At 61.4% G+C, this 25,160-nt stretch carries 23 protein-coding genes; 16 read left to right on the plus strand and 7 right to left on the minus strand.

Features of this window, described 5'->3' with window-relative positions:
* Nucleotides 1-5: 5 nt before the first annotated feature.
* The 3 genes from DWB85_RS10165 to dapA are packed head-to-tail and all read right to left on the minus strand — an operon-like array spanning nucleotide 6 to nucleotide 2,697.
* Complete coding sequence (locus DWB85_RS10165) at nucleotides 6-764, minus strand: MBL fold metallo-hydrolase (protein WP_117954128.1); 759 nt, start codon at nucleotides 762-764, stop codon at nucleotides 6-8.
* Nucleotides 765-769: 5 nt separating this feature from the next.
* Nucleotides 770-1,825: an outer membrane protein assembly factor BamC gene (bamC, locus tag DWB85_RS10170; protein ID WP_117954129.1), complete on the minus strand. Its 1,056-nt coding sequence runs from the start codon at nucleotides 1,823-1,825 to the stop codon at nucleotides 770-772.
* On the minus strand, nucleotides 1,825-2,697 hold the full coding sequence (gene dapA / locus DWB85_RS10175; RefSeq protein WP_117954130.1) for a 4-hydroxy-tetrahydrodipicolinate synthase: 873 nt from the start codon (nucleotides 2,695-2,697) through the stop codon (nucleotides 1,825-1,827). The genes bamC and dapA overlap by 1 nt, the downstream gene beginning before the upstream one ends.
* A gap of 155 nt (nucleotides 2,698-2,852) precedes the next feature.
* Here dapA and DWB85_RS10180 point away from each other — a divergent pair, with 155 nt between their 5' ends.
* The 5 genes from DWB85_RS10180 (at nucleotide 2,853) to DWB85_RS10200 (ending at nucleotide 6,886) form a co-directional block, all read left to right on the plus strand.
* Nucleotides 2,853-3,359: a DUF3806 domain-containing protein gene (locus tag DWB85_RS10180; RefSeq protein WP_117954131.1), complete on the plus strand. Its 507-nt coding sequence runs from the start codon at nucleotides 2,853-2,855 to the stop codon at nucleotides 3,357-3,359.
* A 68-nt stretch (nucleotides 3,360-3,427) separates the two neighbouring features.
* A complete protein-coding gene (locus DWB85_RS10185; RefSeq protein WP_117954132.1) occupies nucleotides 3,428-4,558 on the plus strand; it encodes an ABC transporter permease in 1,131 nt (376 codons plus the stop codon).
* Nucleotides 4,558-5,328, plus strand: coding sequence for an ABC transporter ATP-binding protein (locus DWB85_RS10190; RefSeq protein WP_117954133.1), 771 nt, complete (start codon nucleotides 4,558-4,560; stop codon nucleotides 5,326-5,328). The genes DWB85_RS10185 and DWB85_RS10190 overlap by 1 nt, the downstream gene beginning before the upstream one ends.
* On the plus strand, nucleotides 5,325-6,290 hold the full coding sequence (locus tag DWB85_RS10195) for an MlaD family protein (protein WP_117954134.1): 966 nt from the start codon (nucleotides 5,325-5,327) through the stop codon (nucleotides 6,288-6,290). The genes DWB85_RS10190 and DWB85_RS10195 overlap by 4 nt, the downstream gene beginning before the upstream one ends.
* A complete protein-coding gene (locus DWB85_RS10200) occupies nucleotides 6,287-6,886 on the plus strand; it encodes a PqiC family protein (protein ID WP_117954135.1) in 600 nt (199 codons plus the stop codon). Before DWB85_RS10195 ends, DWB85_RS10200 begins: the two co-directional genes overlap by 4 nt.
* On the opposite strand, the gene DWB85_RS10205 is transcribed toward DWB85_RS10200, so the two are convergent.
* Nucleotides 6,883-7,647: an SDR family oxidoreductase gene (locus DWB85_RS10205; protein WP_162846078.1), complete on the minus strand. Its 765-nt coding sequence runs from the start codon at nucleotides 7,645-7,647 to the stop codon at nucleotides 6,883-6,885. The genes DWB85_RS10200 and DWB85_RS10205 overlap by 4 nt on opposite strands.
* A gap of 328 nt (nucleotides 7,648-7,975) precedes the next feature.
* Here DWB85_RS10205 and DWB85_RS10210 point away from each other — a divergent pair, with 328 nt between their 5' ends.
* On the plus strand, nucleotides 7,976-10,429 hold the full coding sequence (locus DWB85_RS10210) for a TonB-dependent receptor (RefSeq protein ID WP_117954137.1): 2,454 nt from the start codon (nucleotides 7,976-7,978) through the stop codon (nucleotides 10,427-10,429).
* Here DWB85_RS10210 and DWB85_RS10215 read toward each other — a convergent pair.
* On the minus strand, nucleotides 10,426-11,106 hold the full coding sequence (locus DWB85_RS10215; protein WP_117954138.1) for an SOS response-associated peptidase: 681 nt from the start codon (nucleotides 11,104-11,106) through the stop codon (nucleotides 10,426-10,428). The two genes, DWB85_RS10210 and DWB85_RS10215, sit on opposite strands and share 4 nt — an antisense overlap.
* Nucleotides 11,107-11,245: 139 nt before the next feature.
* On the opposite strand from DWB85_RS10215, the gene DWB85_RS10220 reads away from it, so the two are divergent.
* The 5 genes from DWB85_RS10220 to DWB85_RS19955 all read left to right on the plus strand — a co-directional run bounded on the left by DWB85_RS10220 (nucleotide 11,246) and on the right by DWB85_RS19955 (nucleotide 14,345).
* Nucleotides 11,246-11,680: a Zn-ribbon domain-containing OB-fold protein gene (locus tag DWB85_RS10220; protein WP_117954139.1), complete on the plus strand. Its 435-nt coding sequence runs from the start codon at nucleotides 11,246-11,248 to the stop codon at nucleotides 11,678-11,680.
* A gap of 31 nt (nucleotides 11,681-11,711) precedes the next feature.
* Nucleotides 11,712-12,899 carry a lipid-transfer protein gene (locus DWB85_RS10225; RefSeq protein ID WP_117954140.1) on the plus strand — a complete coding sequence of 396 codons (1,188 nt, stop codon included), beginning with the start codon at nucleotides 11,712-11,714 and terminating at the stop codon, nucleotides 12,897-12,899.
* Between the two features lie 557 nt (nucleotides 12,900-13,456).
* Nucleotides 13,457-13,690, plus strand: a complete 234-nt coding sequence (locus DWB85_RS10230) for a CopG family transcriptional regulator (protein ID WP_117954141.1) — start codon at nucleotides 13,457-13,459, stop codon at nucleotides 13,688-13,690.
* Entirely contained in the window at nucleotides 13,677-13,940 is a 264-nt protein-coding gene (locus tag DWB85_RS10235) for a type II toxin-antitoxin system RelE family toxin (RefSeq protein WP_117954142.1), read from the plus strand. The genes DWB85_RS10230 and DWB85_RS10235 overlap by 14 nt, the downstream gene beginning before the upstream one ends.
* A 147-nt stretch (nucleotides 13,941-14,087) precedes the next feature.
* Nucleotides 14,088-14,345, plus strand: a complete 258-nt coding sequence (locus DWB85_RS19955; RefSeq protein ID WP_117954143.1) for a GNAT family N-acetyltransferase — start codon at nucleotides 14,088-14,090, stop codon at nucleotides 14,343-14,345.
* 73 nt (nucleotides 14,346-14,418) lie between these two features.
* Here DWB85_RS19955 and DWB85_RS10245 read toward each other — a convergent pair whose 3' ends face one another.
* The gene (locus tag DWB85_RS10245) at nucleotides 14,419-15,075 is read right to left on the minus strand and encodes a TetR/AcrR family transcriptional regulator (protein ID WP_117954146.1); all 657 of its coding nucleotides are present in this window, start codon (nucleotides 15,073-15,075) and stop codon (nucleotides 14,419-14,421) included.
* A gap of 192 nt (nucleotides 15,076-15,267) precedes the next feature.
* Between DWB85_RS10245 and DWB85_RS10250 the strand changes: the two genes are divergently transcribed.
* Both DWB85_RS10250 and DWB85_RS10255 read left to right on the plus strand, forming a co-directional pair.
* Nucleotides 15,268-17,559 (plus strand): TonB-dependent receptor, encoded by a 2,292-nt coding sequence (locus tag DWB85_RS10250; RefSeq protein WP_162846079.1) that lies wholly within the window; start codon nucleotides 15,268-15,270, stop codon nucleotides 17,557-17,559.
* Between the two features lie 52 nt (nucleotides 17,560-17,611).
* Nucleotides 17,612-18,847 carry a serine hydrolase domain-containing protein gene (locus DWB85_RS10255; protein ID WP_117954150.1) on the plus strand — a complete coding sequence of 412 codons (1,236 nt, stop codon included), beginning with the start codon at nucleotides 17,612-17,614 and terminating at the stop codon, nucleotides 18,845-18,847.
* Nucleotides 18,848-19,031: 184 nt separating this feature from the next.
* On the opposite strand, the gene DWB85_RS10260 is transcribed toward DWB85_RS10255, so the two are convergent.
* Entirely contained in the window at nucleotides 19,032-19,667 is a 636-nt protein-coding gene (locus tag DWB85_RS10260) for a hypothetical protein (protein ID WP_117954153.1), read from the minus strand.
* Between the two features lie 391 nt (nucleotides 19,668-20,058).
* Here DWB85_RS10260 and DWB85_RS10265 point away from each other — a divergent pair, with 391 nt between their 5' ends.
* The 3 genes from DWB85_RS10265 to DWB85_RS10275 are packed head-to-tail and all read left to right on the plus strand — an operon-like array spanning nucleotide 20,059 to nucleotide 25,152.
* Entirely contained in the window at nucleotides 20,059-20,697 is a 639-nt protein-coding gene (locus DWB85_RS10265) for a TetR/AcrR family transcriptional regulator (RefSeq protein WP_117954155.1), read from the plus strand.
* Nucleotides 20,681-22,054 (plus strand): efflux RND transporter periplasmic adaptor subunit, encoded by a 1,374-nt coding sequence (locus DWB85_RS10270; RefSeq protein WP_117954159.1) that lies wholly within the window; start codon nucleotides 20,681-20,683, stop codon nucleotides 22,052-22,054. Before DWB85_RS10265 ends, DWB85_RS10270 begins: the two co-directional genes overlap by 17 nt.
* Nucleotides 22,051-25,152: an efflux RND transporter permease subunit gene (locus DWB85_RS10275; RefSeq protein WP_117954161.1), complete on the plus strand. Its 3,102-nt coding sequence runs from the start codon at nucleotides 22,051-22,053 to the stop codon at nucleotides 25,150-25,152. Before DWB85_RS10270 ends, DWB85_RS10275 begins: the two co-directional genes overlap by 4 nt.
* Nucleotides 25,153-25,160: the final 8 nt, after the last annotated feature.

The following is a 25,160-nucleotide window of genomic DNA, read 5'->3' on the forward strand; positions in this document are numbered from 1 at the left end:
AGGGCCTACACCGGGAGCCAGTCGAAGCCGTCCTGCTGGTCTGCCCAGACCACCGCATCCATGGCGTCCAGCACCGGATCGAGGGCGAGTTCCGCACAGGCCCGCGAGTTGTTCTTTTCACTGACGTGGGCAACCACCAGGTGGTTCAAACGCTCTCTGCGGTCCAGCTGACGCAGCAATTCTGCTGCCTGCAGGTTGTTCAGGTGCCCCCAGTCGCCGCCCACCCGACGCTTGAGCTGGGGCGGGTACTCCCCCGCCTGCAGCATATCGACGTCATGATTGAACTCCAGCACCAGGCTGTGGCAGTCGCGGTAACTGCCCACCACATGCGGGGTGATACAGCCGAGGTCGGTGAGTATGCCCAGGGAGCGGCCGTTGGCGTTCAAGCGGAACTGGCAGGGCTCCGCGGCATCGTGGGGAACGGTCACCGTTTGCACCCGGAAGTCGCCGATAACGAGCTCGTCATCGGCATTGAAGCAATGCAGCCGGTGGGCGCCATCGAGGCGGCCGCTGGCCGCGGTGCCGTGGGTCAGGTAAACGGGGATGGCGTGCCTGGCCGAGAGCCGGGCCACGCCGGCGCAGTGATCACTGTGCTCGTGGGTGACCAGCACCCCCTGCAGCTGCTCCGGTGACAGGCCCAGGCGCTGCAGGCGGCGTGTCGTTTCCCGCAGGGAAAAGCCGCAGTCGATCATCAGCGTCGTCGCCCCGGCCTGCACCACCGTGGCGTTACCCTTGCTGCCTGAGCCCAGGGAGGCGAATCGCATGGGCGTCAGTCGATATTGCCCTTGATCATGGTCAGCAATGCCTGTTTTTCCCGTTTCTCCAGCGGGGAGGTGGCTTCCCCGGCATGCCGCAGGAAAATCGCCACATTGTTTTCATCTTCGGCGGTGACACTGACAATGAAGGGTTGCCCGGCCTGGGGATGATCGTCATCACCGCCCCACAGCCAGTCAAACCAGCCATCGTCGTCCTCGGCCTGCGGACCGCTGAAAGTCGCATAATAGACCCCACTGCTGCGGTCGCGGTCGGTGATGTCGAAGGTGGATTTCTCCAGACCCCGCCCCAGCGAGGCCCAGGCCCGGTCGAAGGGCAGGGTCAACAGGATGAAGGGCTCGCCGCCCGCGGTCTCCTGCAGGGAAATCTTGCCGGAGGCACTGATCGCCTGTTCGGCGACCATCGACACCGGCGCGGTGCCGGCACTGTTGGCGATGAACTGGGCAAGCGCCTTCAGCATTTCCGCTTCCTGTTCGGCATTGTCGGAGCTGTCGGGCCAGGCGTTGATATCGCCGGCCTGGTTCTGTTGCAGCACGTGCAGCTCGCTGTTGCCGCGCTGCACGCCCTGTTCTATCCGCACCCTGAAACGGCTTGCCATGGTGGCGCTCTCCAGTGCCAGCCAGCCGGTCTCCATGGTGCCGGCCCGGGCGTCGACCCGGGGGACCGGAATACCGGCGCTGGCAAAGAAGCTGCGCACCTGCGGCCAGACCTGTCCCGGCGCCTCTGCCACCAGGATCCAGGACTCTTCGCCCAGGCTCTGGATGCGAACAATCTCGTCCTCGGCACCGGCTGACAGCGGCGTCGGCCGCGGCACCTCGAACTCCTCGCTTGCCAGCAGGGCGTTTGCCACCGGCGGCACCGGGTATATTTCCTGCAGGGCTTCGCTGTCCTTGGTCTCGGGAACCGTGATTACCGGCATATCCGGCGCTTTTTTGTAGTCTTCGGACTTGTCCCTGAAAACACCCTGGTCACCAAACAGGTAGCCGCAGCCGGACAAAGAAACCAGCAGGGCGCCGGCGATAAGCGTACGAGTCAGGGGCGTGATATTCATTAAGCTGACGCCGCCTCCAGGGCGGCTTTGACCTCGGCGTGAAATTCAGGGTCCAGGGGCGTGAGCGGCAGGCGGATGCCCTCCTGGATCAGGCCCTGCTGCTGCAGGGCCCACTTTACCGGTATCGGGTTGGCCTGCAGGAACAGGGCCCGGTTGAGCGGGCTGAGGCGGTCGTTTATCGCGCTGGCCGCCTCGCGGTCACCGGCCACGGCGCTGGCACACAGCTGCGCCATCTGCCGGGGGGCCACATTGGCGGTCACCGAGATATTACCCTTGCCACCCGCCAGCATCAGTTCCATGGCGGTGGCGTCGTCTCCCGAGTAAATCGCGATGCGGTCGCCGCAGCGGGCAATGAGATCGCGCCCGCGTTCCAGGTCACCGGTGGCGTCCTTGACGCCGATAATGTTGGCAATGGAAGCGAGCTGCTCGACGGTATCGTTGAGCATGTCCACCGCGGTCCTGCCGGGTACGTTGTACAGTACCTGTGGAATAGCTACGGCCTCGGCCACCGCCTTGAAGTGCTGGTACAGGCCACGCTGGGTGGGGCGATTGTAGTAGGGGGTTACCAGCAGGCAGGCGTCTGCGCCCGCCTCGGCCGCGGCCCGGGTCAGCTCGATGGCCTCCCAGGTGGCGTTGGCGCCGGTACCGGCGAGAACCGGCAACCTGCCGGCGACATACTCCACGGTATGCCTGATCACCTGGCAGTGCTCGGGCACGCTCAGGGTGGCGCTTTCACCCGTGGTACCCACCGCACCGATGGCTGCGGTACCCGCTTCGATATGCAGGTCCAACAGGCGCTCAAGCGCTTCCCAGTCGATGCTGCCGTCGGCGTGCATTGGCGTAACCAGGGCGACGATACTGCCGGTAATCATTCGAACTCTCCGAAAATGCTGGCGGGGGCCACCTGCTGCGGTCCGCCCGTGGGGAAGAGGGCCATTATCCATGTAGACGCGGCAATGACAACCAGCTTGGGGCAAATTGCCAGCCGCTGTTATGCTTTGCAAATACACCCTGTGGAGGAAGCGACATGACCCCTTTACACCGCCTGCTGCTGGTCCTGCTGACCCTGGCATTGAGCGCCGGCCAACCGGCCCGGGCCCAGGATGAACTGACTGTCAGCGAACTGTCGGCACTGGACCGGCACTACATGCAGAGCCAGCGCCAGCAATTGAACGAGCTTGCCGCACGACACTACGGTCGCCAGTTCACCGGTGACCGGGAGCGGGACCTGGCCCTGATGCAGCGCCTGCTCGACGAGGGGGTCGTGCGCGGCAACCAGACCGGGCTGCTGCAGGGCATGGGCATTGTCCTCGGTGACCTGCTGGCGGCAGACCTGGACCTGGACTGGGTCGTCTACGAGGACAGGGCGGGCCGCAGCCGGGCCCTGCGCTACCGGGAGACGGACAGCTACCTGTTTCCGGTGACCATGATTTCCCGGCGCCGGGAGGTGGGCAATACCACACCGGTGAGCGAAATCTACCGGAAAGCCGAGGCGTCCATCCGCAGCTCCATACCGCCACTGCCCTTCCAGTAGCGGGCGGCATGGCTTTCACCAGCGGAAATTATTAGACTGACAGCTTTGCTGCCAGGCATTGCCAACGCATGAGTCAACTGCCACCCGGATTCGACCTGCTGACCGATGATCGGGACAGCGCCGTGCTGCAGCTGACCGGTGACTGGGTCCAGGGCCAGACTCACCGCGACTTCCAGGTGCTGAAAGACGAGCTGGTCTGCCTCACCGCCGCGGAGCTGGTGGTGGACGGCTCCCGGCTGGGCCGCTGGGACTCCATCCTCATGGCTTTCCTGCTCCAGTCCTACAACCAGTGCCTCGCGGACAACATCCGCTTCACCACCCGCGACCTGCCCGAGGGCGTGGAGCAGTTGCTGACCGTGGCCACCACCGTGCCCACCCACGAGCCACCGCGGGGCAGCGGCCAGCCATGGTACCAGGCACTCCATCCCGGGCGCCTGGCAGAGGAACTGCTGGACACGGGCAGGGAGTCACTGGCTTTCCTGGGCGAGCTGAGTATCGCCCTGTGGCGTCTGGCCCTGGGACGCGCCAACACCCGCTTCAGCGACTTCAGGCAATTCTGTTACCAGGCCGGCCCCAACGCTTTTGGCATCATCAGCCTGACCAGCGTGCTGGTGGGTATGATCCTGGCTTACCTGGGGGCCGTACAGCTGCGCCAGCTGGGGGCCGAGATCTATGTCGCCGACCTGGTGGTGATCGGCATGCTGCGGGAGATGGGGGTGCTGATGGCGGCCATCGTCATGGCGGGCCGAACCGGAGCTGCCTATGCCGCCCAGCTGGGCACCATGCAGGGCAACGAGGAAATTGACGCCATCAGCACCATGGGCATCTCGCCCATGGAATTCCTGGTGGTGCCCAGGCTGCTGGCGCTGGTGGTGATGATGCCGCTGCTCACCCTGTACGCCAACCTGCTGGGCGTCATCGGCGGTGGTATCGTCGCCGGCGGAATGGGCATTACCCCGCTGATGTACATAGCCGAGGGGGAATCGGCACTGAGCCTGCAGCACCTGGGGGTGGGACTGGTCAAGAGCGTGGTGTTCGGCCTGCTGATCGCCGTGGCGGGCTGTCGCTCCGGCATTAACAGCGGCCGCAGCAGCGCCGCCGTGGGCCAGGCCGCCACCGAAGCGGTGGTCACCGCCATTGTTTACCTGATCGTCGCCGACGCGGCCATCAACATCATCTGCCAGCAGCTGGATATCTGATGAGCGAGCCCCATATCCAGGTGCGCAACCTGACCATGGCCTACGGACCACTGGTCATCCAGCGCGACCTGGATTTCGACATCAATCGCGGTGACATCTTTGTCATCATGGGCGGCAGCGGCTGCGGCAAGAGCACCCTGCTCAAGCACATGCTGGGCCTGCTGCAGCCCAGCAGCGGCGACATCCTGTACAACAACGAGAGTTTTTTCCAGGCTGGCAGCAAGCGCCAGGACGAAATGCGCCAGCGCTGGGGCATCACCTACCAGAGTGGCGGCCTGTTCAGCGCCATGACCCTGGCGGAGAACGTCAACCTGCCGCTGCAGCTCTACACCAGCTACTCCGCCGCCGACCGGGCCGATATCATCGCCTACAAACTCGCGCTGGTGGGCCTGGCGGGCTACCAGGACTACTATCCGTCGGAACTGAGCGGCGGTATGCGCAAGCGGGCAGCCCTGGCCCGGGCCATTGCCCTGGAGCCCGAGATACTGTTTTTCGATGAGCCCTCCGCCGGCCTCGATCCGATCAGTTCGCAGCTGCTGGATGAGTTGATAGATCAACTGCAGGATTCCACCGGCGCCACCGTGGTCATGGTGACGCACGAACTGCCCAGTATTTTCGGCATTGCCACCAACTCGGTGTACCTGGATGCCAGCAGTAAAACCATGATCGCCTACGGCGACCCAAAACACCTCAGGGATCACAGCGACCAGCCCGTTGTGAGACAATTCCTGGCGCGCGAGTCGGGCTTGCCACGGAAGGAGCGAGTATGAGTGAGAAAACCCACACAGTTGCCATCGGCGCCTTCGTTTTCGGCGGCCTGCTGATCGCGGTCGGCGCCATCATCTTCGCCCTGGGCACCGGCTTTGGCAAGGAACGCTCTACCGTGGTGATGGTCTTCGAGGGTTCGGTCAAGGGCCTGACGCTGGGCGCCCCAGTGGCCCTGCGGGGGGTGCAAATAGGTCAGGTCACCGGCATTGAGCTCATCCTCGACTCCGACACGGCGGAACTGATCATGCTGGTGGAAGCCGAAGTGCGTGGTGAAAACGTGCGCCGCACCGGCACCAATACCGAGAGCCTGACCGAGGAGTTGATCGCCCGCGGTATGCGCGCCCAGCTCAATACCCAGAGCATTCTCACCGGCCTGCTCTACGTGCAGCTGGACTTTCACCCGGACAGCGAGCTGATTCTTGCCACCATCGATTCACCGCACCTGCAGATCCCGACCATTCCCACCGAACTGGAGCGGCTCACCCGCAAACTGGAATCCATCGACCTGGCGGCGGTGGCCAGCGACCTGGAAGAGATCGCCGAGGGCGTTAACACCTTCGTCTCCAACCAGGCCTTCCAGCAACTGCCCGCGCAGCTGCAGGGCACCCTGGCCTCGGTCAGCGGCCTCAGCGAGCAATTACAGGGCCAGCTGGCCAGCACCGGGCCCAAACTCGACGCGGTCCTCGACGGAGCAGCCATGACCGTGACTACCGCCAACGCGGAATTGCCAAGGCTGGCGGAAATGGTGGCGGCAAACCTGCAAGTGCTGGACGAGGCCATAGCCGCCTTCGAGGAGAGCATGCGCAGCATCGATGAACTGGTGGACTACGATTCAGCCACCGTGCACCAGCTCAACCGCGCCCTGCGCGATGTGTCGCAAGCCGGCCGGGCGCTGCAACAGCTGGGCCGGGCCCTTGAAGAACAACCAGAGTCGCTGATTCGCGGCAGGAGCAATGACCAGTGAGCAAAAGCAATCCGACCAAGCTGTGGCTCGCTCTGGCCCTGTTACTGGCCGTCACCGCCTGCGGTACCACGCCCCCCGCCAGCCACTACCGCCTCAGCGCCCAGGAGTCGCTACCCGCCAGCGCTGCCGGACCCGCCCTGGGCGTGGGCCCGGTGAGCATTCCCCAGTACCTGGACCGGGACGGTATGGTGCGCAGCGATGGCGCCAACAGACTGCAGATTGCCAGCAGCGAACGCTGGGCGGAGCCGCTTGACCAGGGTATTACCCGGGTCCTCAGCCTGAACCTGGCGGGCCTGCTGCAAACCCAGAATATCCAGCCCTTTCCCTGGCACCCCGAGCGCCACCCGGACTTCGGGGTCAAGGTTCGAGTGCTGGCATTGGATGCCGATGCCACCCGGGCGACCCTGGTGGCCGAGTGGCTGTTGTACCGGATCGACGATGACCAGGCCCTGGCGCGCCGCATGGCGGATTACACCCAGCCACTGTCCGGCGCGGAGGCCAAGGCCGGGGAAATTGCCGCTGCCTACAGCAAACTGCTGTACCAGCTGAGCCAGGACATCGCCAGCGCGCTCGCGCCGCCGGCCGCGGCGGATTAAAACTCGTCGCTGCGCAGCATGGCGTCGGAACCGCCGTCGACAAAAAACACCGAGCCGCAGACAAAGTCGGACTCCTCACTGAGCAGGAAGCGCATCACATTGGCGATCTGCGCCGGCTGGGCGGTACCGCCCCAGGGCACCATCTTGCCGAACTCCTGAATGGCCGGGCCCAGTTCGTCGTCCGCCATGACCTGATCCGACAGCGGCGTCTGGGTAATGCCGGGCGCCACCGCGTTCATCCGTACTCCCGCCCGGGCATAGGGCACCACATTGCGACGCATCCAGGCGGTTATCGCCCGTTTGGAGCCGCCGTAGGCGGTCTGGCCATCGCGGGTTTCCACATGGGCGCAGGCGGCCGCCTCGTCACCGGCCAGGCAGGCCTCGACAAACGGATCCTCCCGGGAAATCATCGGGGCCGAGTTGGAGGCCACGATCAGCACAGTGCCGCGCCGCATCGCCACCAGGTCTTTCACCCCCTCCACCGTGGCCACCACCGCGAAGTAGTTCACCTGGGCGATGAGCGACAGGGGCCGGGCCACCGGCGGCAGGCCGGCGCAGGCGATAAAACCCTCCAGGCCCTCCGGGGCGCGCTCGCGAATACCGGCAATGGCCGCCTCCCTGCCCTCAGCAGTAGACAGGTCGGCGATCACGTCGCCTTCCTTGATGTCCACGGATATCACCTCGTGCCCCGCCGCGAGCAACTGCTCCTTTAGGGCCGCGCCGATACCCGTTGCCCCGCCCGTCATGGCATATAAACCCATGGTAAAACTCCCGCCTGAAGAATGAGCGGACATTCTCACCCATGAATACCCGCCTGCCCATGGCCTGGGGACAGGCTTTTCAGGCTGGTTTAAGATTTCGGCTGGAAAATAGCGGATTGGCAGAAAAACTAATAAATAGTAGCGTTGCAGAATGCGACTGCCAGACTTCTGGATTAAACTGCCCCCGGGTACTACATAATAACCGACCAGTTGGAATAATAATGCACCGACCGGAGCTGCCGCGGGGATCGTGGCTTACTGGCCAAGGACCTGCAGGCCGCCAATCCGGAACCGGCGTAACACACTAACAATTGCGAGACCTGAAACAATGACAAGCACTCCCCATTTCCGCCGGGTAACTCCCGCGTGGACCTCGCCGCTTTCCCGGGCAGTGAAATCTGCCCTGTTGATCGTGGGCGCTTCCGCTGTCGCCACCCCTGCGCTGGCCCAGGACGAGCCCCGGCAGAGTCGTTACAACCTGCAGCTGGAGGAGGTTCTCGTCACCGCCCAGAAGCGGGAAGAGGACTTCATGTCCGTGCCCGGCGCCGTCAACGCTTTTACTTCACAGGACATGGTCAACACCGGCGCCGCTACCATCCAGGATATCGACGCGTTTATGCCGGGTGTGGAGATCGGCGATGCGGTGGGCGGCTCCACCCAGCTGGGCATCACCGTGCGCGGAGTCAGCAGCCCCAATATCAGCTCCGGCCAGGATCCCTCGGTGGCGACTTTTTACGACGGCTCCTACATGCCCCGGGCAGTAACCTCCATCCCCTTCACCGACATCGCCCGCACCGAGGTGCTGAAGGGCCCCCAGGGCACCCTGTTCGGCCGCAATGCCACCGCGGGGGTGATCAATATTGTGCCCAACAAACCGCACGCGGATTTTGAGGGTTTCGCCAAGGCCCGCCTGGGCACCAACGACCTGGTTCGCGTGGAAGGCATGGTCAACGCCCCACTGACTGACGACCTGTTCCTGCGCGCCAACGTGTTCAGCAACCAGCGCAGTGGCAACACCGGGTCCGCTACCAATGGCGGCGACTACCGCGACGAGGGTTACTGGGCGGCCCGCGGCGTACTGCTGTGGGAAGTCGGCGAAGACACCGAGATCCAGCTGGCGGCGGACTACGAGGACCGTGACGAAATGCCCCGGGCCACTATCGGGGTCAGCAAGTACGCCTACCAGGGCAGCGACAAGCCCTTCCGCAGCAAGGACCAGCACGATGTAGTTGGCGACGGCAGCAGTTATGACAACAGGCGTAACAACGAGGAAGAGACCCGCGAGATGTACGGCGTCTCGCTGAAAGTGGAGCACAATTTCAGCGACCAGTGGTCCATGTTCGGCCTCGTCAGCTACCGCGACTGGGAAACCACCAACCTGGAGGAGGAAGACGGCACCCCGGATCCTCGCCGCTACCTCGATACCAACAATATCGAGGACTCTGACATCTTCTACTCGGAAGTCCGTTTCAATTACGTGGATAAAAAAATCAACCTGATCACTGGCGCCAACTACAGTGAAGAGGACGTATTCCAGCGCACCGATATCGGCCTGCTGGCAGATTCATACATGCAGTTCCTGACCATCCTGGGTGGCTTCGGCGGGCCCGACGTCATTATCTGGGATCTGCTGGAAGGTGCTCCGGAGGAGGTCTACCTCGCCCTGTCGGCGGGTGAAGGCATCGCCGTACTGCCGCCCTCCCTCTCCGGCACCTATATGCTGGAAACCATGGATAACACCGGCGACTTTGTTAACTGGGGTGTATTTGTTGACGGCAGCTACCAGTTGACCGACAGCATCCGCGTGGCGGCGGGCCTGCGCTACAGCTACGACGAGAAAGAGTACTCCTGGCAAACCTATGAATCAGCGCTGAACTGGCCCTTCGCGCCCGAGCGGGTGAACTACAACCCCGCGGAAACCGGGGCCCCGGAAGAGGACTGGTTCGACAGGTTTGTCGCCGATGACGACTGGAGCAAAACCACGGGACGACTGGTGGTCGACTGGCAGTTCACCGATTACGCAATGACCTACGCGTCGGTCGCCACCGGTTACAAGTCCGGCGGCTTCGATGGCCAGAGCTTCAAGTCCTTCACCACCGGCGCCTTTGATCCCGAGGAAATGACCAGTTACGAAATCGGTATCAAGGGCGACTTTTTCGCTAACAGCCTGCGCACCGAGCTGGCCCTGTTCCACCACGAACTGGATGGCCGCCAGCGCTCCACGGATATCAAGGAAGGTCCCGACGACCCTACCGCCGCGCCCGGCGTGATCTCCAGTGACGAGGAAACAGACGGCATCGAGCTGATCGTGACCTGGAATATCAGCGACAGCCTGCGTGTCGCCGGCCTGACCACCTACCGTGAAACCGAGAGCATTTCCGAGGAGTACTACAACGCGGCAGGGGAACTCTCCGGCGGCGACAAGACCCAGTCGGAGAGCAACACCGAGTATACCCTGAAGCTCGACTGGACACCGGAGATCGCCTACGGATACCTGTTACTGCACATGAACTACCAGTTCCTCGAGGACCCGGGTCCCGACGAGAACACCGCCGTCTTCGCCACCGGCCCCTGGTACTTCCAGGACAGGAAGTACCTGAACGCGCGGCTGGCCTGGTCCAATGCGGACGACAGCATAGAAGTCGCGCTGTGGGGTAACAACCTGCTGGATGAAGAGTATGCGAGCAACCCGGGCGGTCTCGCGGCGGACACCCTCGGCGCTTACCACACCACCCCGGAGGACACCCTCACCTGGGGCCTGGACCTGCGCTACTCGTTCTAGTCCGGGTCCAGCACCACGGCTTCGGCGACTGCCCGCAGCAAGTCTTCGGACTTGTTGCGGGCGTTACCGACCTCTCGCGATAAGGGCGACAACCGCCACTGCTGCTTTAATTCACTCCTGAACAGGGGATCTTTGGCGGCGATCAACTGGCTGTTATCCAGCCAACGGGCCTGCTCCTGCGCATCCAGCACCACCGGCATCCGCTTGTGCCAGGGCTCGAAGGGCGGCGCGGCGGCCGTGGTGACCAGGGTGCAGCTGAGCAGCTCCGAGCCGTCGCCATTCCAGATATCCCACAGGGCGGCAGCGGCAAAGGCGCCCTGCGCGTTACTGACCAGCCAGGGCTGCTTGACCCCGCCCTCGCTGCGCCACTCGATAAAACTGCTCATCGGCACGATGCCCCGCTGGCGCTGGAAAGGCGCCTTGAACGCGCGACTGCTGGCCAGGGTCTCGCTGCGGGCATTGAACATGCTGTACTTCTGGTCCACCGCCGGTGCCCAGGAGGGGGTCAGCCACCAGCGGGCGGCGTCCAGCTGGTTGCCCGCGGGCAGCGCCCGCACCAGGCCCACCGCCTCGGTGGGGGCGATATTGGCCCGGGTCGGCAGCTGCAGGTCTATGCCCAGGTCCTGCAGCAGCTGCTGCAGGCCGGGGCTGTCGATCACGTTAAATCGTCCGCACATCAGCGAACTTTGCCCAAATACCCGCGCCGCGGCAAGGCAGGTCTGTATTGGTATACCCCGGCGCCCCTTGTCAGCCGCGCCCTTGCCTGCCTCGCCGCCGGCGGTTTACCCTGAGCCGCGCTTACCCCGGGAGACACCAATGAGCAACAAACCACTGGCCCCGGCCATTGACGGCTGGCACACCATGGAGGTCAAACCGCACCTGATCGGCACTCGCTGTACGGCCTGCGGAACCTACTTCTTTCCCAAGAATCTCGACTACTGCCGCAACCCGGCCTGTGACAGCACCGATTTCACTGAAGTTGAGCTGAGCCGCAGCGGGCACATCTGGAGCTACACCAACGCCTGCTACAAACCCCCGGAGCCCTATGTCGCCGCCGATCCCTTTGAACCCTACGCCATTGCCGCCGTGCAGCTGGAGAAGGAGCAAATGGTGGTGCTGGGGCAGGTGGTGACGGGCGTGTCCTGCGAGGACCTGAAAGTCGGCATGCCGGTGGAACTGGTGCTGGAACAGCTGCACGAGACCGATGACGACATCAAGATGACCTGGAAATGGAAGCCGGCCGCCCAGTAAGGGCCACGGCACACGCGGAGCAGCACAGACAATGTCCAATGAAATAGCAATTCTCGGCGCCGGCATGCACCCCTGGGGTAAATGGGGCCACAACTTCGTCCAGTACGGCGTGGCCGCCGCCCGGGAGGCCCTCAAGGATGCCGGCGTGCCCTGGCGGGACGTACGCTTTGTTTCCGGCGGCGCCACCGTGCGCTGCGGCTACCCCGGCTACGTGGCCGGCGCCACTTTTGCCCAGGCGCTGGGCTGGCAGGGCGCCGAGGTCAACACCTCCTACGCCGCCTGTGCCTCGGGCTCCCAGGCCCTGGCCGCGGCCCGCAACAAGATTCTCGCCGGCGAGTGCGATGTCGCCCTGGTGGTGGGCGCCGACACCACGCCCAAGGGCTTCCTGGCCCCCGCCGGCGGCTACCGCCCGGAGGACCCGGACTGGGTGCGCTTCTACCTCGGCATTACCAACCCCACCTACTTCGCCCTCTACGCGCGCCGGCGCATGGACCTGTACGGCGACACCCTCGAAGATTTCGCCGCGGTCAAGGTCAAGAACGCCGCCATCGGCAGCAAGAACCCGCGCGCCCGCTATCGCAAGTGCTTTACCGCCGAGGATGTGGCGGCATCGGCCATGGTCGCCGACCCGCTGCGACTGATGGACATCTGCGCCACCTCCGACGGCGGCGCGGCGCTGATCGTATCCAGCCTCGACTACGCGAAGAAGATCGGCAAGGGCGACGCGCCGCGGGTGGCCGCGATCTCGACCACCACCCCCACCTTCGCCAGCAGCGTGGTGGAAATGCCGGACATTGCCACCGACTCTGCAGCAGCAGCAGGTGTAGAGGCACACGCATTCCGCTCCACCCTGCCCCTGAAAGCCTATGAAGAGGCAGGCCTGGGACCAGAGGACGTCGACCTGGCGGAAGTCTACGATTTGTCCACCGCCCTGGAACTGGACTGGATAGAGGACCTGCAGCTGGCCCCGCGCGGTGAGGCCGCCGCGCTGTTGCGCGCCGGCGACACCGCCATCGGCGGCAGGATACCGGTCAACGTCTCCGGCGGCCTGGCCTGCTTCGGCGAGGCGGTGCCCGCCCAGGCCCTGGCCCAGGTCTGCGAGCTGACCTGGCAGCTGCGCGGCGAGGCCGGCGACCGCCAGGTCGCGGGAGCCAAAGTCGGCATTACCGCCAACCAGGGCCTGTTCGGCCACGGCAGCTCGGTGATCATCAAGCGCTAGTTCACCGGACGTCCGGCCCTGCTGCATCAGTCAGCGAGTGTTAAAGGTTTGCTAGCTCCCGGCCGATAGCATCAGTGGCCGGAGCCGCTTCGGAGCCCGGGCGAACTGGCGTCGCCGGCTTACAGCCCTTTCTGCTATCCTGATATTGGGGTCCGCTTTCATCCTACAAAGCGGACAGCCAGGTTTACAGGATTTTCGGGTGCACACTGAATTAATCAATATACTTAGCTGTTAATGTGCGCAAGTCTCTTTGGTGAGTTAAGCTGGAAAAATGAGGCATCGAGAAGGAATTCGATTCATGTCAGTATTTGCGCCGGGCAGTACATCATTGCGTCAGCCCACTTGGGCAGCAGGCTCCATCCTTTCACGTTTCCGCGGAAACGTTTTTCCCTTCCACGCTTGGCGCAAATTAACAAGTTGCGCCAATTCGCCCCTGGCGGGGCCGGACGCCCAAACCGCTACGCGGTTTCTGCGCCGTTGCGCAAGGCGTTAATTGCCCCCTTGAGCGTCGCGATGCCATAACGTTATAATGCTCTAGCGTTGTTGCGGAGGTCGCTATGAGCAATTTATCAAAGCGCTCAACTATCTATTTTGAGCCCAATATCCACCAAGCCCTGAAAGTACGGGCCGCTACATCACATTTGTCCGTGTCTGAGCTCGTCGACGAGGCGGTCCGTCTTCTTATGAGTGAAGACCAAGAAGATTTGGCGGCATTCTCTGAGCGAGAGAGCGAAAAAGAGATCAGCTATGAAGCCTTGCTCAACGACTTAAAGAAGCATGGCAAAATTTAAGATTACCTTTAAGAAGTCCGTTGCCAAAGACTTGCGGAGCATTCCACCAGCCGATGTTGAGCGCATTCTTCAGCGAATCGACATGCTAGCAGAAAACCCCAGAGGGGAAGGTTGCGTCAAACTTTCAGCCCAGGAGCGGTATAGGGTGCGCCAAGGAGTTTATCGTGTTGTATATGAAATCCGTGATGAATCTCTCATTGTTCTGGTGGTGAAAGTTGCGCACCGATCAGCCGTTTACAAGGTCAATTAACAAGGCCGTGTTGCGGACAACTTTCAGTTGCCGCAAATGGAGGCGTTGCCTGACATGAACATCGAGCTGCGTCCATTCGAGTTAGAGGATGCTGCGAGCGTGGCGAATCTTGTTGGAGATCGAGCGGTTTCAAAATGAACATCCAATATTCCATTTCCGTACTCCGAGCAAGATGCTATTGATTGGATCACGCATACAACATCAAGTTCACTCAGAATGCCCAGGGCAGTTGAATTGGATGGCCACTTTGTAGGCTGTGTTTCCTATTGGCCTCATCATCCGGGCGGCTTTGAAGTGGGCTATTGGGTGGGCAGGGACTTCTGGGGGAAAGGAGTATGTACGGCGGCCTTAATGCGACTAATGGCAAGCGATGGACATGGCCCAGTGCCCGGGATCGCTTACTAACTGCCTGGTGGACGCTACGTAGCGCTGAAAATACGCTGGATACCCGCGCAATGGTCGCCAGCGGAACCTGTCATCAATCTTCAAGCACACGTGCCAAATGGAAGATCCAGGTTTCGTAATCCAGACGATAAAAGGCCTGTTCCCTGTCGCTGCCCATGGTCGGGGCGATATCCCGGATTGAATCCGAGGTGATCATCAGGTAGCGCGCCAGGTGCGCCAGGTATTTCTCGGACCTGCCTGCGCCGTAGCGGCGCAGGTGCCTGACAAAGAACCGGGTCATGTATTCATAATGCAAATCCAGCATGCGCTGGAATTCCGGGTAACTTGCCCAGAACGGCATCAATAACGTATACGCCTTGTCGGACTCCGGCAGCGCGGCGATCATCTCGCCGTGCCTGGCAAAAAACTCCCGCCAGGGCAGTTCAAGCAATCCTTCCTCCTCCATCGCCACACAGCTTGCGCGAATCTTCGCCAGCCAGCGCTCTGCCGCCCAGTACAGTATTGCTTCCTTGTTGGGGAAGATGCGGTACAGCGAGGCAATATCGAGGTCAGCCTGCTCGGCAATCATATTGGTATTGATTGTCGATAAGCCCCTGGCCAGCGCTAGGTCTATCGCGGCATCAAGAATCCTGTCGAAGGCAGCCTGCGTCCTTTTTTGCTTGGGTTCGCTGCGCAGGCGAACACGCTCTGGCAATGAGTCGTTGGGTATCAGGGGGCTGCTGTGCTGCATCAACGGGCTCTCCTGGCTGGCTGGGGCAGTATATTCAATGGCTCACGTTTCCAAAAACATAGTTTGGTTTCAATACCTTGGGCCAATGGCCGACAGTCTCTTAGCGGCGGCTTGACAGGGGAAACGAGCCCACAATATCATATACCGCAGCTGTAACTGCGGTTTTAACCGCCAACAATAATGAGGCTTATCATGTCCAGAACCAGCACCACTGTATTTGATCATGGGGTTTTGCACCGCCCCTGGCTATTGTTTTTCGCCGTCGTGCCCGTGCTCGCAAGCGCCCAGGAGAGCACGAGAGTCCCCCTTGCCGCCATCGAGGAGGTTGTGGTAACCGCGCAGAAAAAAACCGAGTCCCTCCAGGACACGCCCATTTCCATTGCCGCTTTCGGCGAGGATACCCTGGTCGAGATTGGCGCCTTTGGTGCCACCGCCATCGGTGAATACACCCCCAATGTGGATGTTTATCCCACGCTGGGCAGCAGTAATAACATTACGATTAACATTCGCGGCCTGGGCACTGCCGAGCCCTCGCTGAGCATCGACCCCAAGACCGGCATTTATCTCGATGGTGTCTACATCGCCCGCAATGCCGGCGCCGTGTTCGACATTGTTGACCTGGAACGCATTGAAGTTCTGCGCGGACCGCAGGGCACCCTGTGGGGTAAAAACACCACCGGTGGCGCCCTGCAGATTATCACCAAAGCGCCCACTGGTGAGTTCGGTTTCAAGCAATTCCTGTCCGCGGCCAACGATGGCTATTTTCGCTCCTTGACCACGGTTGATACGCCCAGTACGGCCGGCATCAGCGCCAAACTCAGCTACATGTTCAGGCAGTACGACGGCTTTGCCCGGAATACCCATCAGTCTGGCGAGGAAGAGCTTGGCAGCGAGGATGTGGAGGCCGCTCGTCTCGCCATCGCCTGGGACATCAGCGATACATTCGGCCTGGTCTATCGCTACGACCAAACGGACAGCGATGCAGTGCCCAAGCCGCTACAGGTCACCGACGTCGGCCCGGGCGCTGCTGTTGGCGCAATTTTCGATTTGGCCAGCGGCGACCTCATCATCGGCAGCCCGCTGGGCGATCTCGCGGCAATTGCCGAGGGCAACAAGCGCCTGGACCGGTTCAACCTGGACTTCCAGGGGACAGAGTACGTGACTATCAAAGGTCACAACCTCACTTTCACTGCCGACCTGGGCGACAGCGAACTGAAATCCATTACCGCGCACCGGGAGTATGATTCTGACTTTTCGGAGGGCAATGACCTCGATGGCGGCGCGTGGCGCGGATTCTCCACTGGCAGTGGAGAAACGGTTGCAACGCCGATCTTCCATTACACCAACGAAAAGTCCCAGCGCCAGTTTTCACAGGAGTTTCAGCTTGTCGGCAGTGCGTTTGCCCAGAAACTCGACTATGTCACCGGTATTTTCTACTTCGAGGAAGCGGGAAAGGAAGAGAATCCCTGGAACACCACCACCTATTTGCCCGATTCACCGGTGCTCCTACGGGGTATTCCCATGGGCAGTTGGTATGAAACCGACAACAGTTCGCTTGCCGTGTACGGCCAGTTCTCATTCTACCTTGACGATCAATGGACGCTGACCCTGGGTGGCCGCTACACCGAGGATCGCAAGGAAATCAAAGTGCTCAGGGAGGACCCGAGGCTCACCTCCGACCATTCCGCATCGGCCCGGTGGAACAAGTTCACCCCCAGCATTACTGCCGCCTATCAGGCTACCGATGATCTGAACTTCTATGCCCGGATATCTGAAGGCTATAACGCCGGTGTTTTTAACCCGGGAGCGATCAACCCCGTCGATCCGGAGGACTTCAGTGTATTTGACCAACCTGCTGACGAAGAGGAAACCCTGGCTTACGAGATCGGCATGAAGTCTGAATGGTTTGACAACCGACTGCGCCTCAATGCGGCGATTTTCTATAACGATAACCAGAACCTGCAGGTCACCGATTTTATCAACGGTGTAAGAACCACCATCAATTCAGGCGAGTCCACCACCGAGGGGGTCGAGATTGATCTCCAGGCCATCCCCCTGCCGGGACTGGTGATCGACGCCGGTTATGGCTATGTACAGGGAAGCTACGATATCGGTGAGGAGCTGGTGGATGACGGCAACGGGCGCGGCACTGGCCGGCTCGGTGTCTCCTACAGCACACCGGTCATGAGTCTCGCCCTGCTGAGCGCGCGTATCGACACGACGTATTCGGGAAAATCCTACTACCTGGCATCCAGCCCCGTTGCGGTGGGAGAGTCCTATACCTTGCTCAATGCCCGCGTCACCCTGTCAGACCTGGAGTTCCTCGCTGGCAGAGTGTCAATGTCGCTGTGGGGTAAAAACCTCGAGGACAGGGAATACCGCATTCATGGCACTGACTTTGGTATGGAGGAAGGGTTTGGTTACTCCGGTCATGTTTTCGGCGACCCCCGAAGTATTGGCCTTGACCTGCAGTACGAATACTGAGGCCTGCTGGCAACACAGGCCATCGCAACTGGATTAACGAGCGGAGAAAGACATGTCGACCAGACACCTGCTGAAGACTGTGGCGCTGATAGTGGCTGCCGCTATTGTCGCCGCCTGCAGTACGGAGCGGGCCTTTACCATCACCGGTGGCGCTGCTGCCGATTGCAGCGAGAACACGGGATTCGACGCCTTATTCGCGCCTAAATGCCGCTTCGAAAACTTCCGTAATTTCGATCGTTTCGGCCCTACCACGGTAATCGAGGCCGCGACCAGGGCAGAGCCACTTCCCACTGATATCAATGAGATACAGTTCTCCCATTCCTACCTCGGCGAAGAGCTGACGCTCGGCCGGTTTCTGGAGCAAACGGCAAGCAGTGGCTTCATCGTTGTCAAAGATGGCACGGTAATAGACGAGCGCTACTACCATGGCAACCGCCCCAGCGCCCCCAATGCCGGCTTTTCCATGACCAAATCGATCGTTTCGGCACTGGTCGGGGCGGCACTGGCCGACGGTGATATCAAGAGCATCGACGATGCGGTCACTGACTATGTGCCGGCCCTGACTTCACCAACCTTCTCGGGGGTGACCATCAAGCAGGTGCTGCAGATGTCCAGTGGTGTGAAGTTCAACGAGGACTACAGTGATCCCGGGTCAGATATCAACAAGATGAGCTACCTGGTGCAGCAAATGAGCTATGTCGACTACATCAACACCCTCGACAGGCAGCACCCACCCGGGTCGCATCATGTTTACGCCAGTATCAATACACATATTCTCGGGCTGGTTGTTGCCAATGCCACCGGCAAAACCCTGTCGACCTACCTGGCTGAAAAAATATGGGAGCCCCTCGGCATGCAGTATTCCGCCCGGTGGATGGTGGACAAGGACGGTTATGAATTACCCATGGGCGGCCTTGCCATTACCCTGCGTGACTGGGCACGCTTTGGTCAACTGTATGCCAACAGAGGCGAGTGGCAGGGCCGGCAGATTCTGCCTGCCCCTTGGGTCGATGAGTCGACACAGCCCACCGAGGCGCATTTGCTGCCGGGGAAAAGGCAGAATTCTCAACATGACTTTGGCTACCAGTATCAGTGGTGGACGCCCGTTGCGGCCGCCAGGGACTTCATGGCGCTGGGCATCTGGGGCCAGGTGATGTACATCAATCCCGAGCACAACACGGTCATCGTAAAACTCAGCGCTGATCCACAGAGTTTTTCCGCGGACAGTGAGCACGAGATAGTCGCGTACCTGCAGGCCTTGAGTGCCGCGCTGGATAAGGAAAAGTAGCGTCTTCAGCTGAAAAGCCACGGACCGACTCAACCCACAGATGAGAGCGGGCAATAAAGCCCGCTTCCATCGGCTACCGAGTGCCGGACGGAGCCAGGGTAATTACAATCAGGTCACTCTTCTCGTGCCCAAATAAAACCCCGCTTGTAGCGGGGCTTCGTAGTGGCCTTGAGAAAGCTACCAATTAAACAGCCTTACGTAATCTCCTGGCCCCAAGGAGTCCCATGACACCAACGAGGATCCAAAGTGCCGTCAAGGGAACCGTTGGAACTGGAACGGCTGGTGTGGGCGGTGCGGCCGGTCCGGAGCCTACCGCAGTGACCTCGGAATACAGTGTAGAGTGACCACCTATTACGGTTGTAACCGGCGTGACTTCTGGAAGAATAATATCCGCATCGGTCGCGGCATCCATGGTCAGCGTGCCATTGATAGTAATTACGTCGCCTGTGCTCAGAGTCCCGACGGGAAGAGCGAAAAGAAAGGAAACATCTTCCGGCGTCCAGGGAGACTGGAAACCAGGCCTGTACTGCCAACCGTTCCACCAGTCCAGATTCACCGCGGGGCCACCGTTGACAGACATCGTTGCAGAACCTGAGATACGAGAGCCATCGGATACCGACCCTCCCCCTGGTAAAAATACATCGAGATACGCGACATAGAGGATATTCTGGGACTGATCGGCAGTCAGGGTGTAAGTTTCGTTCACCACTTCCATGGTGACCTCATCCCCATTCTGGCTGAAAGTTACTGCTGCGTTAGCAAGCCCCGACCAAAACCCCAAGGCTGCAATCAATGCAGCCAGCATCGTTTTACTGATCATAAAAATTTCCCCTTCTTATAGATTGAAATAAATGTTATCGGCTGACGCTAAATCATCGCGGCTTCCTTTTCAAGATGTAATAGTCCACTAACCCGCAAGCGCGAGCCCCGTTCCCGCTGTTGAAAATCAGCATCTGACAGATGCAGTAAGTGCTGAGGCCGGCGCACCGGCCTCACCCGGTTGACCTCGAGGCCGCGCGATCCACTCGGCGCTGCCGCAGGCGGCTCGGTAAACGGACAGATTATCGGCAACCCAGCCAGCACCCGCCGGGTTTTACCACCGTCTCGCCTTCGATAGGGTTTCCATTCGCTGCGGGAAACCGGCCCTTGCTTTATCTGTGTCCGCCGGCCAGAATAAAGCAATTACTCACTTTCTTTTTGCTGTAAGCCCTATGGCCATCTCGTCCACACCCGCGAAGCGCGCTTACCAGCGCACTGAATTGCGTCAGTCGGCTACCATCGAAGCCGTGATCCAGCTGAGTGCCGAGCAGGACCCGGCCACGCTCACTACCGCCCGCATTGCGAATAAAGTGGGTCTTTCGCAGGGCGCCCTGTTCAAGCACTTCCCCAACAAGAGCAGGCTGTGGGAGTCCGTGGCTGCCTGGGTGTCGCAACAGCTCACGCGACAGGTCTTCAGCGTTGCGGACCAGCATGCACATGCAGATCAGGCACTGGAGGCCATGTTCCTGGCCCACGTGGGATTTGTCGTCCGGCACCCGGGGATTCCGCGCCTGATACTCGGCGAGTTGCAGAAGCCCGACAACGGTCCCGCCAAGCACATCATCCGCAACATGCTGGCAGCTTATCGCCAGAAAGTGATCGGTTTGCTGGACCAGGGCATGACAGGTGGGCGGATAGCCGCCGGTATCGACACTGAAGCGGCGGCAGTGTTGTACCTCGGAGCGATCCAGGGGCTGGTCATCCAGGCTATGGTCCATGGCGAGATGAGCAGCCTTGAGCAGATGGCGCCCCGCGTTTTCAGACTCTACAGCGCCAGTTTCCAGGAGTTGCCTGATGACCCGGAAAAATAAACTGATGCTGGCTATTGCCCTGGTAACAGGCATCGCCTTTGTGGTGCTGATGGTCAAGTTCAGGCAGGCGCCTGAACGCTCGCAGGCCCCACCGTCGGCAATCCCGGTGCGGATCCTGCAAATCAGCCCCCAGGTGTTTCACACCGAAGCACACGGTTACGGTCAGGTTATGCCAGCGCAAAGCTGGAACGCCGTGGCCAATGTGGGGGGGCGGATCATCTGGAAACACCCGGAACTGGAGAGTGGCAGCCTGGTCCCCGCAGGTACCCGCCTGCTCGAGATCGACCCTGGCCGTTACCAACTGGCGCTAGACTCCACCATGGCCGACCTGGCCGGGATCGAAGCCGAACGGCGCCAGCTCGAGCAGGAAGAACACAATACGCGCGAGCTGCTGCAACTGGAAGAAAGCCGGCTGGCACTGGCCAGCCGGGAACTGGAGCGGGCAAAAACCCTGTCCGGACAGGGTGCCCTGTCGCAAACCCGGCTGGATGAACAACAGCGTGCCACCCTGCAACAGCAACACGCGGTACAGAGCCTGCAAAACCAGCTCAGGCTTATCCCCTTGCGACGGGAGACCCTGGCGGCGCGCAAGACTCGCCTGGAAACCGTTTTGGCCTCCGCCCAGGAAGACCTAAAGGATACCCGTTTCGAGGCGCCCTGGAACATGCGCATTCACCAGGCCAAGGTCGACACTGGCCAGCATGTCAGCCCCGGCCAGACACTTTTCGTTGCCGACAACATCAGCCGCGCCGAAGCGACAGTACAGCTGGAAGTTGCGGAACTGCGGCGAGTGCTGTCACAGCTTACTGACACGGACCGGCCGGCACCCGCTAACCGGCCCGCCGGGGATTTCACCGACTTCCACCGCACACTGCCGCTGCACCAGCTGGAAGTCTGGGTTACCCCCACCAGCATGCCAGATACTCGCTGGTCTGGCAGGCTCACCCGGGTAACCAGCAGCCTGGATTCCACCACCCGCACCGTTCAGGCGGTCATCTCGGTTGAAGAGCCCTATCGCAATGCTCGCCCGCCGGCCCGGCCCCCGCTGGTCCGCAACATGTTCGTTCAGGCCACCCTCAGCGCCCCAACACCGAAGCCCGTGATCGCGGTTCCGGTCAGCGCGGTACACCAGGGTGTGGTGTACCTGGTGAGCGATGATGCCCGCCTGCAGCGCCAGCCAGTTACCCTCGCCTGGCAACAGGGTGATGTGGCGATCATTGCCGACGGGCTCGCAGCCGGTGACCGCCTGATTCTGGATGACCTCGTGCCCGCCATTGACGGCACTCCCCTGGCCCCGCACGTGGAAGAACCGGCCAGCATGGCCGCGCGACAGCCGGGCGCGGAAAAGCAACCATGATCCGCTGGTTTGCCGGCCATCCCACCGCGGGCAACCTGCTGCTGATCCTGATTCTGGCCGCGGGATTGTTCGCCGCGCCGGTCCTGGTGCGGGAAACGTTCCCGGATTATCTGCCACCCGAAGTCAGCGTGACCATGGAGTACCGTGGCGCCACGGCAGCAGACGTGGAAGAAGCCATCTGCCAGCGACTGGGAGAAGCCCTGCAACGGGTGGACTATCTGCGAGAAATGTCCTGTACCGCGAGAGACAACCAGGCCAGCAGCATAGCCAGCATGGAAGCCGGCGGCGACATTGGCCGGTTTCTGGACGACATTCGCACCGAAATCGAAGCCCTGACAGACCTGCCGGAAGAAGCCGAAGAACCGATTATCCGTGAGCTCTATCGCACCGATCTGGTCGCAGCCATTGCCGTTACCGGCCGTATGAGCTTCGCCCACCTGGAAAGCTACACCAGACAACTGGAAGACCATCTGTTCGCCATTGATGGCGTCGCAGATGTGGTGCCGGTGGGGCTTTCGCAGCGCCAGTGGCAGGTGACCCTGTCCCGGGACCTGTTGCGCCAGTACGGGATGGGGGTACGAGATATTGCCCGGGCTATTGGCAGCCAGAATGTCGACATGCCACTGGGTACACTGGAAACCCGCAGCCAGGATATCCAGTTGCGCTTTGTGGACGAACGTCGCTCGCTGCAGGCACTGGCCAACCTGCCCGTGCTGGGAGGCAAGGCGGGGGCCGTACTGACCCTGGGGGACATTGCCACCCTGACGGAAATCCATGAACGGCGCGAGGAGCGGGTCGAGTTCAACGGGCAGCGCGCCATCATACTGGAGGTGCACAAGAACAGGGGCGAAGACGCCCTGCGGGTCATGGATGCACTGCGCACCTTCATCGCCGGAGAAGCAGCCCGGCGGCACGGCATGGTCAATCTGAAGATCACCCAGGATATGACCTCCATCGTCAAGGACCGCCTGCAAATGCTGGTCGGCAATGGCATTACCGGCCTGCTGCTGGTGGGCCTGGTGATGGCCCTGTTCTTCAGGCCCGGATTGGCGTTCTGGGCGCTGTTCGGTTTGCCCGCGGCATTTGCCGGTGCTTTCGTGGTGATGGCCCTGACCGGCCTGTCCCTGAACATGATCACGCTGGTCGCGCTGCTGATGGCCATCGGCATCGTGATGGATGACTCCGTGGTGATCACCGAGAACATTGCCCGCCGGGCCGGCGAGGGCGGATCGCCTATGGCAGCTGCCAGCGCAGGGACCCTGGAGATTCTGCCCGGGGTGATGTCGTCGTTCCTGACCACCGCCGCCGTATTCGTGCCACTGGCCTTCCTCGCCGGTGAACTGGGCTCGGTGCTGGAAGTTCTGCCGGTGGCGTTGATTGCCGCCCTGGCCGCCTCCCTGGTCGAAGCCTTCTGGATTCTGCCGCATCACCTGAAGGCGGGTCTGGGCAAAGGCGAGGACAAACCGCCATCGCGCTTTCGCGGGTGGTTCGACCGGGCATTCGCGGCCGCCCGTGAAAAGATCGGCCAGCTCGCCGACATGGCTATCCATTATCGCTATGCTGTACTGGCTGCCATGCTGATCATCCTGCTTGGCTCTGCAGGCATGCTTGCAGGGGGCCATGTACGCATGGAGGCCATGCCGGAAATCGACGGCGATGTACTCGAGGCCCGCTTGCTGATGCCCCAGGGCACCCCGCTGCACCGCACCCGGGAAGTCGCCGCACAGCTTACCGATGCAATGCTCAGGCTGGATGCCGAATACAGCCCGGAGCAGCCCGGCCAACGCGCTCTGGTGCGCAATATCCAGACCCGCTTCAATCAACACAGCGGCGTTGGCGAGAAAGGTGCCCATGTCGCCACCGTGATGGCTGACCTGCTCACCGCGGAGCATCGCAGCATCGACCTCGCGACGCTCACCGACCGCTGGTACCAGGAAGTTGGCGACATCCCCGGGCTGATTGCGCTGAACATCCAGGAGCCGGGCTTTGGCCCCGCGGGCATCCCCATCGAGATCCGTATCCAGGGCGAGGACCTCGATCAGCTGAAACAGGCGGCCCGCTATCTGGGCGGCGAAATAGCTTCCTACACTGGTACGTTCAACGTACTCGACGACCTGCGCCCCGGTAACCCCCAGCGCACCCTTAAACTGAAGGACAGTGCGCTGGCCCTGGGCCTGACTGCCAGCGACGTCGGCAGCCAGATCCGCACCGGGCTGCTGGGGGATATCGTGGACAGCGTGCAGCTCGGCGACCAGCACATCGAGATTCTGGTGCGCCAGAGCAGTGCCGAACGCAGCACCCTGGCGTTTCTGGAAGACACGGTGATTAGCGCCAGGGACGGGCAGATGATCCCGCTGAGAGAAGTCGCCAATATCATCGAAGAGCGTCACTGGGCCCAGGTTACACGCATTGACGGCCGGCGTACCGTCACCGTATCGGCAGATGTAAATGGCCGGGTCAGCAACGCCGACGCCATTGTGACTGATTTGCAGCAACGCGTGTTTCCGACGCTTGCTGAACAGTGGCCCGCGCTCCGCCTGCAGGTGGAAGGACAGACTGCCCGCTCCCGGGAAACCGGCCAGTCCATTGCCCGGGGCCTGCTGATCGGGCTGCTGGGTATCTTCCTGATCCTGTCGTTCCAGTTCCGCAGCTATCTGGAGCCGCTCATCGTCATGCTGTCGATTCCGGTGGCATTCATGGGCGCGGTCTGGGGGCACCTGCTGATGGGCTACAACCTGTCCATGCCTTCACTGATTGGAGCAGCGTCACTGGCCGGAATTGTGGTGAACAACGCCATCCTGCTGGTGCAGTTCATCAAGGATTACCGTGAACAGGGCATGACAGCTGCCAAAGCCGCTGGCGCTGCGAGCCGGAACCGCTTCCGGGCGATCCTGATCACCACCAGCACCACCGTGGCCGGACTGCTGCCCCTGCTGGCGGAGACCAGCACCCAGGCCATGGCAGTGATACCCATGGTGATCTCCGTGGTTTTCGGGCTGCTCGTGTCTACTGTGCTGGTACTGCTGGTCCTGCCTGCGCTCTATGCCATCCTCGAAGACATGGGATGGGCAACGACACCTTCAGTGGAGCGGGAATGACCAGCGCG

Origin of the sequence: Seongchinamella sediminis, assembly GCF_003457605.1 — a bacterium.
GTDB classification, from domain to species: Bacteria; Pseudomonadota; Gammaproteobacteria; order Pseudomonadales; family Halieaceae; genus Halioglobus; species Halioglobus sediminis.